Consider the following 14494-nt stretch of genomic DNA (forward strand, 5'->3'; position numbering starts at 1 on the left):
CTTGATGAAATAAATGTATCGCCTGCAACCGTTGCTTACCGGGTTATTGCTACATTAACCCAAAACGTGCTCGAGTATCCATAGCATCATACACTCTGCTAATATAATGCCTTGGACCACCGAATCTGTCCATCACCCTCTGAACATTTCAATCTCCTCACAACCCAAAAAATCCGGACCGTTCATCGGCCCGGATGACATCACAGGATTCAATTACTACTACATTGAGCTAGTGCACAGGTCGAATGCCCCAGATCTCTTCAGCATATTGAATAATCGTACAGTCGCTTGAGAATTTGCCTCCATGGGCCATATTCACAACAGTCTTGCGCCCCCACTCGGATTCGTTACGATAGCAGCGATCAATTCGCTGGTGTGCCTCTACATAATCGTTGAAATCCTTCAATACAAAATACTCATCATTGTGATCAAGCAACGATTTGTGAATGGATTCGAACTCGTAGCCCTGACACGCGAACGGACTATCCTGCAGCAATTGATTCATAATACGATATAGCCGCGGGTCCTGCTCGGCAGCCTTACGGGCTGAATAATGTCCTGTTCGGTAATATTCCAGAATCTCCTCGGAGCTGAGTCCGAAGATGAACATGTTATCATCACCGACCATTTCATGCATCTCTACGTTCGCGCCGTCCATCGTACCGATGGTCAGAGCACCATTCATCATGAATTTCATATTACCAGTACCGGAGGCCTCTTTGCTCGCCGTTGATATTTGTTCACTAATATCTGCTGCAGGGATGATGAGCTCCGCCAGAGATACTGAATAATTAGGGATAAAGACAACCTTGATCCGCCCCTTGATGAGCGGGTCCTGGTTGACGACTGCAGCCACGTTATGAATCAGCTTGATAATCTGCTTCGCCAGATAATAGCCAGGAGCAGCCTTGGCGCCAAAAATAAACGTGCGTGGCACCATGTCAAGTCCCGGATTACTCCGAAGCTCATTATACAGATGCATCACATGCATAATGTTCAGCAACTGCCGCTTATAGCCATGCAGACGTTTGACCTGCACATCAAATATGGACGTAGGATCCACTTCTATACCAAGCTTTGAATGGATATAGGCGGACAGCTTGTCTTTATTCGCTCGCTTGATCTGCTGCAGGTGTTCCTGGAAAGACTTGTCCCCACAATATTTTAGCAACTCAATCAGCTCACGCGGCTTCGTTGCCCATGCCGTTCCAATCGTCTCGTCAAATAATGAAGCCAGCTGTGGATTCGCATGCATCAGCCAGCGACGGTGCGTGATACCATTGGTCTTGTTATTGAAGCGGCCCGGATACAGCTCATGAAACGGCTTCATTTCCCGATTCTTCAGAATCTCCGTATGCAGGGCAGCGACACCATTGACACTATGGCTTCCGACGATAGCCAGATTGGCCATTCGTACCTGATCATTATAGATGATAGCCATGTCCGCCAGCCGCTGCTCGTCACCTGGGTAACGCTCCAGTAGATAAGCACAGAAGCGCCTGTTGATTTCTTCAATAATCATATAGACTCGCGGGAGCAAGCTGCGGATCATGGACACGGGCCATTTCTCCAGAGCTTCACTGAGCGTCGTATGATTGGTATAGGATACAGAGCGGGTCGTAATACCCCAGGCCTCATCCCAGCCTAGCCCCTTAGTGTCTATAAGAATACGCATGAGTTCGGGGACGACCAGTGTTGGATGCGTATCGTTAATATGCAGCGCTACATGCTCAGATAGCTGATCATATGGCAGCTTCTGTTTTTCGTAGGTGCGAAGAATACTCTGGAGTCCCGCCGAGCACAGGAAATATTGCTGCTTCAGGCGAAGCTGCTTGCCCTCCTCGTTGGAATCATCCGGATACAGAAAAGCCGAAATGGACTCGACAGAGCGATTGTAATCCAGATAGCGATAATAGCCGCCTTCCCCTGGCATACGGCCATTAACCGCATCCATAGAGGATTCTGCTTCCCAGATGCGCAGCGTGTTCACCTTTTGGTTCTGATAGCCTACAAGCGGGATGTCATAGGGGACTGCCCACACATTTTCCGTATCCTTCGTTTCATAGATGATCCGTCCGTTCTCTTCCCTACTCTCGACCCGTCCCCAGAAGCGAACCTCCACCTTTTTGTCAGGTCGTCGAACCTCCCATACATTCCCTTTCTGCAGCCAGTAATCTGGCAGCTCTACCTGATTACCATCCACGATCCGTTGCTCGAATAATCCGTATTTATAACGAATACCGCATCCGTGTCCGGCATAATGAAGCGAAGCCAGGGAATCCATAAAGCAGGCTGCGAGCCGGCCGAGCCCCCCATTGCCAAGCCCGGCATCCGCCTCCTGTTCCTCGATATCGTCGAGACTCCAACCAAGGTCATTCAGACCGTCACGAACCAACTCCAGCATACCAAGATTCAATAGATTGTTCCCAAGCAGACGCCCGATCAGGAACTCCAGGGAGAAGTAATACACCTGCTTTTCCCCCTGCTCCTTATAGATCTGATTTGTCTGTGCCCAGCTTTTGCCGACAAATTCACGGATCATACTGCCAAGAATCTTATAGACATCCTCGGCCTGCGCCTCTTCCATGGGCTTGCCCAGTCGACCGACCAAATGCTCCTGAAATGCTGTCTTGAATTCTTCCTTGTGATTAAACAAAAGATCAGTCCCTCCGGTTATAAATGAATGTTTTTGGCAATCACATAAGGCTTGCGGGCATCGCCAATCAGTGTTCTGCCCTGGCTTAGTCGCACATCCTTGTCAAGAATGACATTATCAATTACGGCTCCCGCTTCAATAACGCATTTCTGCATGATGATCGAATTGGTGACCCGTGCGCCCTCATGAATCTTTACCCCGCGGAAGATAATGCTATTCTCTACGGTGCCACCGATCATGCAGCCGTTGGCCACGAGGGAGTTGGCTACCTTGGCTCCATCCTGATACTGGGTGGGCGGTTCATATTTAATTTTGGTGTGGGCTGGATTTTCCTTGAACAACGCTTTATATTGCTCTTGCTCCAGCAGCTGCATGCTGTTCTTGAAGTAGCTTTCCACCGAATTCACCACCGCATGATAACCCTCATAGCGATACGCATAGATTTTCAGCTTACCCGGATTTTTCTGAATGGCGGCCTTGAAGAAATGGCTTTCTCCATGGGCAATGCAACGCTCCACCTGCTCCAGATAGAGCTTTTTGTCCATAATGAACATTTCCATATAGATATTGTGGTGATCCTGCTCATGGTGAATCTCCATTACTCTGCCTTGCTCATCTACATCCAATCTGGTGCATGTCGCATACTCCGGCTGCAGCTGTCTCACCTGACGGTACACCAGAGTGACATCGGCACCTTTCTCCTGGTGAAAACGGTAGGCATCCAGAATATCGACCTTATTGATATGCTGAGTTCCCGCATGAACCAGCGTACGGCCGGAAGAGCGGTTGAAGAAGTCCAGATTATTATGCACATGCTGGAGATCACCAAGCGAGGTATCTGTCGGGTCATTCCAATCTGGTGGCAGGATGAACATGCCTCCCACCTTGCGATCCAGATCCCATGGGCGACCATCTCCCAGGTGATCCAATAGGGAGCGATACTTCCGGCGGATGAACAAGGCTGTATCCTTGATGCCGGCATACATCATATTGGACAAGGTGAAGTCGATCAGCCTATATCTACCGGCGAACGGCACAGCAGCGCCGCAGCGGAAGTAAGTCAGCTCTTTCAGAAGATCCAGTTCATAATCAAGATTGATTACACCAATTAGCTGATTCATAAACTCACCCTCCTTATTCATCACAAATGATTCCAGTATTACAGTGTGATCTGCGCAGACAGCACCTCTGATCCGTGTTCCACGAGCACAATATCCTCCTGTTTACTGTTGTTCCCAATAATCGTATTATCCGGGATGACGACATTCTCACTAATAATCGCACGGTGAATCTGCACATTGCGTCCGATCCTGACGTTCGGCATAATCACCGAATCGGTAATCCGGCTCCCCTCCCCGATCTCTACCCCATAGAACAGAACGGAATGCTTCACCTCACCGTGAACGATGCAGCCCTCGTTAATGATGCAGTTCGTGACGACAGCCTGATCCGATACATACTGCGCTGGTTGATTCGGACTGCGAGTGAAGATGCGCCAATTCGGATCATTCAGTTGTAGAGGCGGGTCCTTCTCCAGCAGATCCATATTAGATTCCCACAGACTTTGGATCGTGCCGACATCCTTCCAGTATCCCTTGAAGGGGTAAGCATACATGGTACGGCCTTTGCTCAGCATCAGAGGAATAATATCCTTGCCAAAATCATGAGAACTCCCATGATCAAGCGCACTGGCAATCAGATATTCGCGCAGAACCTTCCACTTGAAGAAATAAATACCCATCGACGCCAATGTGCTCTTCGGCTGACTCGGCTTCTCCTCAAATTCATAGATCCGCAGCTGATCATCGGTGTTCAGAATTCCGAAGCGACGCGCCTCCTCAATCGAGACATCAATGACAGAGATAGTGCAGTCTGCATTTTTTTCCCGATGATAGGCAAGCATAGTACTGTAATCCATCTTGTAGATATGGTCGCCAGATAGGATAAGTACATGCTCAGGATCGAACTGATCAATGAAATTCAGATTGCGGTAAATGGCATCGGCGGTGCCGCGGTACCAACTGCTCCCATCTTCACGTTCATGCGGCGGAAGCACATAGACGCCCCCATTTAACCGATCCAGATCCCAATCACTGCCGACCCCGATGTAGGAATGAAGCACAAGTGGCTCATATTGGGTCAGTACACCCACCGTATCAATGCCTGAGTGGGAGCAATTGCTTAGCGGAAAATCAATAATTCGATACGTACCGCCAAAATAAACCGCTGGCTTGGCTAATGTTCTGGTCAATCCCTTGAGTCGTTTTCCTTGGCCTCCGGCTAACAGCATGGCCAGCACTTCTTTCTTCTGCATAGCAAGCTCCTCCTTCTAAAAAACTCGGCATAATGCACCAGTTCCATACCACTTGCGATACGCTCAGGGTACGTCAATGAACGACTTTCAGCTCGACCGCTTCATCAGGATAAGAGTAAGAATTCAGGCTGGCAGGAAACATAAGATGTGGGAGCTAGGCGATGGCATGCATGCTTCACGCACAATATGTACACGAAGATATGTACACAATGGTATGCACCTGATCCATCTGGCATGAGTAATGCAATGGAGATTAATGACCTAAGAAAAAGGGTAACAGTGTGTGTATCATTCTTATGTTGAAAAGGGTAAGTACAGTCCACTAATGATAGACTAAGGAGGAAAATTCCCATGGGAAAAAGAAAATTGTTGTTTGCAGCATTGGGACTTGGAGCCACATATCTAATGAGGAATAAGGATGCCCGCGACAAGGTGATGCATCAGGTGCAATCATTCATGAAGAGCAAGGGTAGAATCAGGTAGGATGAATTGGCGCGAATTCAGCTGGCAGTAGATGTAGCTGACGAGTACAAACAGGAGACATGCGGCTCCCCTTGGTGTCATTCCAGGGGGAGTTCGTTATATGCAATACCTCACATGAGCCATTAGGCCCATGGAGGTCATCCATAGAGGTATCCTTGCAGCTTATAGCTGCAACATTATAGCGAAGTAGCTAAAGGGAAATAGGAGCTTAATCCTTGCCATGTAAGGTGATTGTTCGATGTTGAGGTGGAGCATGATGAAATGCTGCGTATAGTCCATGCTCACGAATGGCCTTCTTATAGACTTTACGATAAGTATGAGTAACTGAGGCATTCGGCAGCAAGGCATCTGTATCCAACTCAATGGAATTTTCAGATGTCCAGCTGACACGCATTCGCTCCTCACCAGGTCCGGGAGAAGGGTGATGCAGCCCATCTGCGAACCATTCGTATTCGGAACTCGGTGTACCAGGTTCGGCGAGACATACGAACAGACTTAGCTCGTCACAGAACAGCAGCATGTTTAATTCCGCTTCAGCCCGTTGACGTAAGGAAGGTGTATCTCCCAGTTGCTCATAGAGACGGGTACGGCGCTGCACCTCTCCATCCAGAAATGCACGATTCGCCGCTTTATCCTGCGGATCAGGAATCTGAATTCGTTCGAACAGTTCGGTGTACATCAGACTACATAAGAGAGCTGCATAAGGGGAACGTTGTTCTACTTCTTGAATACCAAGTCTGTAAAATACATAACGTGGCCTTAGGGGAAAATCCTTGAAGGAATAAGGTGCTGTGGAAGCATCATTCCAGAAAGGGGCCGCATCCAAATTGATCCAGCCACGATCATGCTCGGTCGCCGCCAGCTGCAATTCGTCTTTGGTATCGGGGTTGTACAGGTGTTCATTTTTCCAGTGGGCAACAACTTCTCCGGAGATTCCGGCATGATCGTGCTGCTCCGTAAGTACAAAAGCATCCGCTGTCTCATATACGATCATTTCTGAAACCTCCCCTCTGCTGCGACTAATAGCGAAGTATTCGTTACACCAAACCCTACTTACTTACACAAGGTATAAACACTTGAAACATAAAGTCGATCATTCACGATCCATTTAAGGATATGAATTAAGTATACAAAATAATTATAGCATTTACGATACCCCAACGGTTCCTCGATTAAAAAATTGAAATTAAACAAAATAACCCCCACAGTTGTGGAGGTTAGGGGTTAAGCTTATCCTCTATGCGTGACTACGTCTGCTTTGCTCGTTTGGATTGCAGCTATATAGAAGTTCAGTAAAGTGATTATTGAGCAGCAGGCTCCTCATACACCACAACAGATTGGCTTTCAGGCTCCCATTTAACGGTCGCTCCCAGGGCTTCTCCAATTACTCGCAATGGGACAACTGTGGTGCCATCAATCACCGCTGCCGACTGATTCAAAGTATACAGCTCGTTATTGATATACGCTTTTTTACTGTTGATCTGCAGTTTGACGTTCACCCCATCACGGATAACGGTTACTGATTTTTCCTTAGGGTTCCAGGATACTTGCGCATCCAACGCCTCCGAAGCAGCACGTAGCGGGACAAGTGTCGTGCCATTGTGATTAATCGGCTTCGCTTCATGCTCCTCCCCGTTAACGAACAGCCTCATTCCAGCTGGTCTCCCGGCTTTTTTGAAGAGCGCACCTAATCTTTTATAGCTGTCCAGATGGGATACATCCGCTAGCAACGCTTCCTCCTGCATGTACACGGCATCTGTAACACTTCCGTCTGCAGCCAATAGTTCAGCAGCCTCCGTTAGGGCCTCTCTTGAATCACGGATTGTTTCCAGTTGAGCAATCTGCTCCGAGTTCAGGCGATCAGGGTATTTCGTTAGGAGCAGATTCGCAATAACCGTTCCCGCCGGCGTATCTTTCGTATTTTCTACAGCCTTAAGCAGTCCCTTATATCCGTTTGGTCCATTTTGTCTTTTATGGCCTCTGGACTCTCCGTAGGTATCTTCCGTTACGACAGCAGGGGCGGCTTCACCATCTTCTACTGCTTTGCTTTGTGTATTGTTTTCGCCATTCTTGCCCGTCTTGATCCTGTTGTATTCGGATTGGTCTTTGCTCCGGTTCAGGTTCTTACTCTGCTCTTCTCGGTTCTTTTCGTTCCCATTTGTTTTAGACGTTACAGCTTCTTGTCCGCTCTTCTGATCATTTCCGCGTCCCTGCTTAGCTGCAGCGGTTCCTGCTGTCATACCCAACACCAGTATGCACGCTAATAAGGCTGTCCAAGTTTTTCTCATGCTGTCATTCCTCCTTGTAATTAGCCGGGCATAATTGACCCTAAATATAATTTCGGCTTTTATAAGCAAGGAATTGAGAGCTATAACTTTCGCTAGTGATACGAGTTCACCGCCACTACTTCCAGAGGCCTACCAGCAATTAGTGGCTGACCAGTTAGTATAAAAAAAACACCTCCTACAATGTATTGGCTTCCCCATATAGGACATCCAATGGTCATTGCAGAAAGTGCGATTCAAGGCTTCTGGTTACCTTATGGGATCAAGACACCCATAATTGTTCAAGGTACATTCAGGCGTTGGATGGCTGCTGCATGTCGAATTTCAGGATATATCTTGAGCCTGCCTTCGTCGGAAATGATAACAGTCTTTCCCCGACAGGTGTCAAAGGAATCAAGAGGCCGTCTTCACGAACCTGCATTGAAGTATCGGTTAGGACCACACATCCTCTTCCCATATCCGATATGACTTCAGCTTCACGTATAGCTCCATCCTGCCAGTTCAAGCTGACCTCGAAGCCTCCCCGAGCTCTGAGTCCTCTTACAAAGCCTGACTCCCAGCGATCAGGCAGCGCAGGAAGGAACTCCAAGTAGTCTTGATGGGATTGGAGCAGCATCTCTGCAATCCCTGATGTCGCAGCAAAGTTACCATCGATCTGGAATGGAGGATGAGCATCGAACAGATTCGCATAGACTCCTCCCCGTTGACCGGATTCGCCATCCTTAACAAGTGTCAGCAGATTGGAGATCAGCTGCTCCGCTCGGTTCCCCTCCCGAAATCTGGCCCACAGGCCCATTTTCCAGCCGAGGCTCCAGCCTGTTCCCCCATCGCCCCTTAGCTCAAGTGAGGTTCTAGCCGCCTTGAACAGTTCAGGAGCCGAGCTGCCTGTGATCAGCCTGCCAGGGTAGATACCTACAAGATGTGAGACATGTCGATGATGGACATCCTCATCCTCAAAATCAAGGCTCCATTCCTGAAGCTGCTTCTGGCGACCGATACGCAAGGGCAGGATTCCTTCTTTTTTCTCACGCAGAACCTCTACAAAATCACCATCTATCCCCAACAGCTCGGCGGCTTGAATACAGTTGTCGAACAGCTCGCTAATCAAGGATATATCCATCGTCGTAGCTTCACTAATAGCATGATAGCCATCTTCAGCCACGAATTTATGCTCAGGTGATGTGGAAGGGGACGTCACCCAGAAGCCCTCCTTATTCATAACCAGCCAATCAAGACAGAACCATGCCGCTTCCTTCATCAGCGGATATGCCTGATCCCGCAGATAAGCTTCATCTCCCCCAAATGCATAGTGCTCCCATAAATGCTGGGTAAGCCACACACCACCCATCGGCCACAGCACCCAGATCGGGTCTCCGTCTCCGTATTCTCCCACAGGTGCCGTCTGCCCCCACAGATCGGCATTGTGGTGGGCAACCCAGCCCTTTGCCCCGTAATTGATCCGGGCTGTCTCTCGTCCATTCACAGCCAGCCGTCCAATGAACTCAAGCAACGGCTCGTGCAGCTCTGACAGGTTGCAGCTCTCCGCAGGCCAATAATTCATCTCCGCATTAATATTGAGCGTGTAATTACTGCTCCAAGGAGCCCGCAGCTCTTCGTTCCATAGACCTTGCAGATTGGCTGGTGTCGTACCGGGACGGGAGCTGGCAATTAGCAGGTAACGACCATAGTGGAACAGCAGCTCCACCAGACCAGAATCGTCGCTTCCATATTCGACAATCCGCTGGTCTGTTGGTAAATTCGCAGGAGCGATGCTTTCTCCCAAATGCAGCTCTACTCGGTCAAATAACCGACGGTGATCCTCCAGATGACGCTCACGGACCTCCTCGTATTTCCTGATGTACACTGCTCTAATCGCTTCAGCCGTGAGGCGACGAGGATCACGGCTCCTGTTGCTTGCACCCAGGGTCGGATCGAAGGAGGTCGCAGCACTGAAATACAGCACGGCCCCGGATGCACCGCTGATATGCAAGCCATCCTCATCAGCCTGTAGTGAGCCCCCATCCAGTACGGCGACCAGTCTGCCGTGAAAATGCAGAGCTTTTGTGGTTGCTGCCTCACCATAGCGAACGGGATGCTCCACGTCGTAATAGTTAGGCGCAACATACTCTGGAGCTACCCCAAATAACGTAAGCTCCTCTCCCTCCATAGCCGTCTGGACCCGGAGCTGGCTATCCAAACTGGCACGAAAGCTGAGCTGACCCGGCTTGCTCGCTGTCAGTCGAACCACCAGTGCTTGATCCGGATAGGATGCCAGCACCTCACGTGAATATTGAACGTCACCCACCTGATAGGTAACGCTTACAATTCCTGTGCTGATATCAAGTCTTCGCTGATATAGCTGGTTGCTGTCCAGAGGTCCATGCTCCATCCAGATATGCAAGTCGCCAAAGGGCAGATAGGATTGAGTGTAGGGTCCCATCATCTGCTTGCTTAGCTCATCCGCTTCGGCATATCTCTGCTGAGACACAAGCTCTCTCATTCTGGGGAGAAGCTCTTGTGCGACCGGATTATTCCATTCACGGGGGTATCCTGACCAGAGCGTATCTTCATTCAGGGCAATGCGCTCTCGTTCTACTCCTCCAAATACCATACCGCCAAGTTTGCCATTTCCAATGGGTAATGCCTCTACCCAGTTCTGGGCAGGGGTGTTGAATTGAATGTTCATCGACGCTTGGACCTCCATTGCGTGGGATCGTTGTTTTGAACAGGATGTGGACGTTGTAGTTGAATCATTGACCATAACTATTCATAGTATAACGCTAATTATGCCATGTGGCTCGCACATTTCCGTCCCTGCAGCTACAGATCAAACACGTTCCTGATGAACCTCTGAATCTGCTTGCGATGATGCTTGTCATGGGGAATGAAGCCCTGCAAATACCCGCGTATAGCAAATGTCTTCCCGTCTCCACTCTTATACTTCCGAGTATAGGCCTCCTCAGTCAGTCCCGAGATTTCAGCAATAATGCGCTGCCGCATCACGCAGAACTCATCCACAATGTCCGCTCTGGTCTTGTTTTGTGCGTAGCGGGTCGCATCAGCATTAAATTCATCAAAATTGAGACTACGAACAGTAACAGCCTCTCCCAACGTGATCTTGTGAATGCCCTCCTCATAAAAGTATTTGTCCCACAGCATCATATGACTGATGACATCCTTCAGACTCCATTTCCCCTCTTCCAAGGGAATGGTCCAGTAGCTCTCCTCAAGTGCCTTCAATCGCTCTACGTAGGCGCTGAATCTCGCAAATTCCTCCACCATATCAGCTGTTGCTCTTGCCATCGCACACCCTCCAAATGATCAAATTTTTAAAAATCCCTCACATCTACCACCACTACCATAATAGACCATGCTTTTCCTTTTTTCTATCAAATTGGACACCCTCCAATTACTATGATCAGTTAGTACAAAAAAAAGCAGGCTGACATCGAGACACCCTGGTACCATCCAGTGCATACTCTCTCATCAGACCTGCTGATACTATCTCCTATTATGCCATAACAAGATATCAAGACCTCTTACAGCGTTACCCCGTTCTTGAAGATCGCCAGCTCACGGAACTGATTCTTCTCGTTGTTAACTTGCTTGCCGCTCGCTACCTCAATGATATATTGTACGAATTCCTTCAAGGTATCCTCCATGCTCGCACCATCTACCAGACTACCCGCATTAAAATCGATCCAGTGTGGCTTCGACTGATAGAGTGGCGAATTGGTAGATACCTTCATCGTCGGTACGAAGGAACCGAACGGCGTGCCTCGACCTGTCGTGAAGATGACCAGCTGACAGCCGGATGCAGCAAGTGCTGAAGAGGCCACCAGATCATTACCCGGCGCACTCAGCAGGTTCAGTCCCTTAGTCTGAAGACGTTCGCCATAGTGGATCACATCATTGACAGCCGAGATACCTGATTTTTGCGTACAGCCTAGTGATTTGTCCTCCAAAGTCGTAATGCCCCCAGCCTTATTGCCTGGTGAAGGATTCTCATATACTGGCTGCTTGTAATCCAGGAAATATTGCTTGAAGTTATTGATCAAGTCCACAATTTTGTGGAACACAACTTCATCCGCTGCACGTTCCATCAGAATCGTCTCTGCGCCGAACATCTCTGGCACCTCAGTCAGTACAGTTGTCCCGCCCTGAGCGGCCATATAATCTGACAGCTTGCCTACGAGTGGATTCGCCGTAATGCCAGATAAGCCATCCGATCCGCCACATTTCAGTCCAATCTTCAGCTCTGACAGCGGCACCGTCTCCCGACGATCCTGACTGGCTTCACGATGAAGCTCATGCAGCAGAGCCACACCAGCCTCGACTTCATCCCCGACCTCTTGGGATAGGAGGAATTTTACTCGTGCAGGATCATATTCGCCAATCGCCTGCTTGAAATCCTCCATGCTGTTATTTTCACAGCCCAGGCCCAGCACCAATACCCCGCCAGCATTTGGATGCTGTACGGCGTCGGCCAGAATGGTACGAGTCATCACATGATCATCCCCCAGCTGAGAGCAACCGTAGTTATGCTTGAGCACGAGGGTGCTTTCAAAAGGAGCTATGCTTCCTGCCTCCTCCTTAAAGCGGTTAATAATCATTTCAGCTACACCGTTCACACAGCCTACAGTAGGCACAATCCAGAGCTCATTACGAATACCGACATTGCCATTTTTGCGTACATAGCCTTCAAAAGTAAGGTTCTCCAGCTCGAACTCGTTGGGCTGAAGTCTAGGCTCATATGAATAGGACTCCACTCCGGTCAGGTTCGTACGCGCATTCTGGGTATGAATATGCTCTCCGACTTCAATCGTTTGCGTAGCATGACCAATCGGATACCCGTACTTCAGTACATTCTCTCCCTCAGCAATGCGCGACAGCGCAATCTTGTGACCGCGTGGCACATCCTCCAGCAGCACAGTATCCTGGCCATCCACATGAATGGCCTCCCCCTTGACATAATCACGCAGGGCTACAACTACGTTATCACGTTCATGAATTTTGATAAATTCAAGCATGCTGTTCGCCTCCATATGGTTGAGATCCGCTAACAGCGTATATTTGCTGTCTTAGCGCCTCTTTCATTCCATGTGTTTCCATAATGAACATTTGATCTGCCAGCTGATCCACCAAATCCGCTATCCCGGTCAGATCCTGTCCCCACCAATCCTCGTGCTGCAGTACAGCCCTTGCAAGAATGCCCAGCTCTTCTCTCGTGCAGGTGCAATCGCGCCACATATCCTGTAGCTCCTGCAGAATGACCGGATTATCGGAGAGCTCAATTTTCTCTGCCCCTCTTCTTCCTTTATACATGACCAGTAATGCCGCTAGGGCAAAGACCGTAGCTGAGGGGAGCTCATTGTGCTTAGCATGATACTCCAGAAGAACCGGGAGATTCCGGGTTCTGAATTTGGAAAAGGAATTGAGCGCAATGCTCATCACGTAGTGCTTGATGAAAGGATTGCGGAAACGATCTATAACATCCTCTGCAAAGCTTTTCAATGCCTGCTCAGACAGATCAAGCGTCGGAATAATCTCACGGTGAATCAAATTCCGGATATAAGCGCCCACCTCAGGGTCCTCGACCGCCTCTCGAACCGTCTCCAGACCGCTTAGATAGGCTACTGGAGTCAGGGCTGTATGCGCTCCATTCAGGATGCGAACCTTTTGCTCTCGATAAGGCTTCAGGTCGTCCACAACAAGAAGGTTCAGCTTCGCCAGATCGGCTGGAAATTCCGCACGCACATACTCTGGTCCTTCAATGACCCATAGATGATAAGGCTCGCCTACAATCATGAAGGGGTCCTGGTACCCTAGTTGCTGCTGAAGCTCAGCTGCCCGATCCTTCGGATACCCCGGAACAATTCGATCCACCAGACTGTTGCAGAACGTATTGGCTTCCTTCAGCCAGTGAAGAAATCCTTCCTCCAGTCCCCACCGATGGGCATGCTGCACGATAATGTCCCGCAAAATCTCTCCATTGCGCTCGATCAGCTCACAAGGAACGATGATCCAGCCCTTGGAGGGGTCTGCCTGGAACGTCTGATAGCGACGATACAGGAGAGCCGCCAGCTTGCCTGGGAAGCTGCGCTGAGGCTGGTCCTCCAGTCGATCATCCGGATCGTAGACAATGCCCGATTCCGTAGTATTGGATAAGACAAAGCGGATGTCGGGGCTGTCCGCCAACTGCATGAAGGCTTCGTATTGACGGTGAGGATTCATTCCCCGCGTAATGCACTCAATGACACGTTGCTCTCTTACTTCCTCCCCATGCTGAATACCTTCCAGCTGTAAGGTGTATACTCCCCCCTGCTCATTGAGGCCTTCAGCTGACGTTCCTTCTGCCCTGGCTTGCAGTACAACTACACCTGTATTCCAGCCCAGACGTTCATTCATCACATCAATATGCCATTCGGCAAAGCCGCGCATAAAATTCCCATCACCGAACTGGATCACTCGTTCCACCAAGTCGGAGGATGCTTCACTGCTTCTGACAAGCCTCTCCATTGTTGAACCCCTCCCAGGTATGTTTGGTAACTCATTACGTTTGTTGCCAATACGAAATATTCGCAATTTATTGCACACGTTAACATTTTCACGTAGTCCAGACTCCCCCGTATCTTAGCTGGGGAATCGTGGACTTCTATACTTTTGGGTCGCTTACATGCACACGAGCGCTTCTGAAGTGTCACCAAATGTCTGGAAGAATCATTTTCCACCAAGACCAGGATAGTGATTCGCCCC

General features: G+C 49.2%; 10 protein-coding genes. 1 reads left to right on the top strand and 9 read right to left on the bottom strand.

Annotation, left to right across the window (positions count from 1 at the left end; genetic code table 11):
* Positions 1-229: 229 nt before the first annotated feature.
* From D328_RS0101770 to D328_RS0101780, 3 genes are read right to left on the bottom strand one after another with little or no spacing between them, the layout of a single operon-like run.
* Positions 230-2656, bottom strand: a complete 2427-nt coding sequence (locus D328_RS0101770) for a glycogen/starch/alpha-glucan phosphorylase (RefSeq protein WP_018883225.1) — start codon at positions 2654-2656, stop codon at positions 230-232.
* A gap of 17 nt (positions 2657-2673) precedes the next feature.
* On the bottom strand, positions 2674-3777 hold the full coding sequence (glgD, locus tag D328_RS0101775) for a glucose-1-phosphate adenylyltransferase subunit GlgD (protein WP_018883226.1): 1104 nt from the start codon (positions 3775-3777) through the stop codon (positions 2674-2676).
* 38 nt (positions 3778-3815) lie between these two features.
* Positions 3816-4970, bottom strand: a complete 1155-nt coding sequence (locus tag D328_RS0101780; RefSeq protein WP_018883227.1) for a glucose-1-phosphate adenylyltransferase — start codon at positions 4968-4970, stop codon at positions 3816-3818.
* Positions 4971-5321: 351 nt separating this feature from the next.
* Between D328_RS0101780 and D328_RS31720 the strand changes: the two genes are divergently transcribed.
* Complete coding sequence (locus D328_RS31720) at positions 5322-5453, top strand: hypothetical protein (protein ID WP_018883228.1); 132 nt, start codon at positions 5322-5324, stop codon at positions 5451-5453.
* Between the two features lie 208 nt (positions 5454-5661).
* Here the strand turns inward: D328_RS31720 and D328_RS0101790 are convergent, their stop codons facing one another.
* The 6 genes from D328_RS0101790 to D328_RS0101815 all read right to left on the bottom strand — a co-directional run bounded on the left by D328_RS0101790 (position 5662) and on the right by D328_RS0101815 (position 14257).
* The gene (locus tag D328_RS0101790) at positions 5662-6447 is read right to left on the bottom strand and encodes a DUF3891 family protein (RefSeq protein WP_018883229.1); all 786 of its coding nucleotides are present in this window, start codon (positions 6445-6447) and stop codon (positions 5662-5664) included.
* Positions 6448-6754: 307 nt separating this feature from the next.
* On the bottom strand, positions 6755-7741 hold the full coding sequence (locus D328_RS0101795; RefSeq protein ID WP_018883230.1) for a copper amine oxidase N-terminal domain-containing protein: 987 nt from the start codon (positions 7739-7741) through the stop codon (positions 6755-6757).
* 289 nt (positions 7742-8030) lie between these two features.
* Positions 8031-10424, bottom strand: a complete 2394-nt coding sequence (locus tag D328_RS0101800; protein ID WP_018883231.1) for a glycoside hydrolase family 95 protein — start codon at positions 10422-10424, stop codon at positions 8031-8033.
* 134 nt (positions 10425-10558) lie between these two features.
* Positions 10559-11041 (bottom strand): DinB family protein, encoded by a 483-nt coding sequence (locus D328_RS28215; RefSeq protein WP_018883232.1) that lies wholly within the window; start codon positions 11039-11041, stop codon positions 10559-10561.
* Positions 11042-11277: 236 nt separating this feature from the next.
* Positions 11278-12768: a UxaA family hydrolase gene (locus D328_RS0101810; RefSeq protein WP_018883233.1), complete on the bottom strand. Its 1491-nt coding sequence runs from the start codon at positions 12766-12768 to the stop codon at positions 11278-11280.
* Positions 12761-14257, bottom strand: coding sequence for a tagaturonate reductase (locus tag D328_RS0101815; RefSeq protein WP_018883234.1), 1497 nt, complete (start codon positions 14255-14257; stop codon positions 12761-12763). Before D328_RS0101815 ends, D328_RS0101810 begins: the two co-directional genes overlap by 8 nt.
* Positions 14258-14494 lie beyond the last annotated feature (237 nt).

The organism is Paenibacillus massiliensis 2301065 = DSM 16942 (assembly GCF_000377505.1).
Taxonomy (GTDB): Bacteria; Bacillota; Bacilli; order Paenibacillales; family Paenibacillaceae; genus Paenibacillus; species Paenibacillus massiliensis.

What these genes read in the sequence shown, in the direction of transcription:
- D328_RS0101815 (WP_018883234.1), bottom strand. Translation starts at nt 14,257, where the DNA reads ATGGAGAGGCTTGTCAGAAGCAGTGAAGCATCCTCCGACTTGGTGGAA.
- glgD (WP_018883226.1), bottom strand. Translation starts at nt 3,777, where the DNA reads ATGAATCAGCTAATTGGTGTAATCAATCTTGATTATGAACTGGATCTT.
- D328_RS0101800 (WP_018883231.1), bottom strand. Translation starts at nt 10,424, where the DNA reads ATGAACATTCAATTCAACACCCCTGCCCAGAACTGGGTAGAGGCATTA.
- D328_RS0101795 (WP_018883230.1), bottom strand. Translation starts at nt 7,741, where the DNA reads ATGAGAAAAACTTGGACAGCCTTATTAGCGTGCATACTGGTGTTGGGT.
- D328_RS31720 (WP_018883228.1), top strand. Translation starts at nt 5,322, where the DNA reads ATGGGAAAAAGAAAATTGTTGTTTGCAGCATTGGGACTTGGAGCCACA.
- D328_RS0101780 (WP_018883227.1), bottom strand. Translation starts at nt 4,970, where the DNA reads ATGCAGAAGAAAGAAGTGCTGGCCATGCTGTTAGCCGGAGGCCAAGGA.
- D328_RS28215 (WP_018883232.1), bottom strand. Translation starts at nt 11,041, where the DNA reads ATGGCAAGAGCAACAGCTGATATGGTGGAGGAATTTGCGAGATTCAGC.
- D328_RS0101790 (WP_018883229.1), bottom strand. Translation starts at nt 6,447, where the DNA reads ATGATCGTATATGAGACAGCGGATGCTTTTGTACTTACGGAGCAGCAC.
- D328_RS0101810 (WP_018883233.1), bottom strand. Translation starts at nt 12,768, where the DNA reads ATGCTTGAATTTATCAAAATTCATGAACGTGATAACGTAGTTGTAGCC.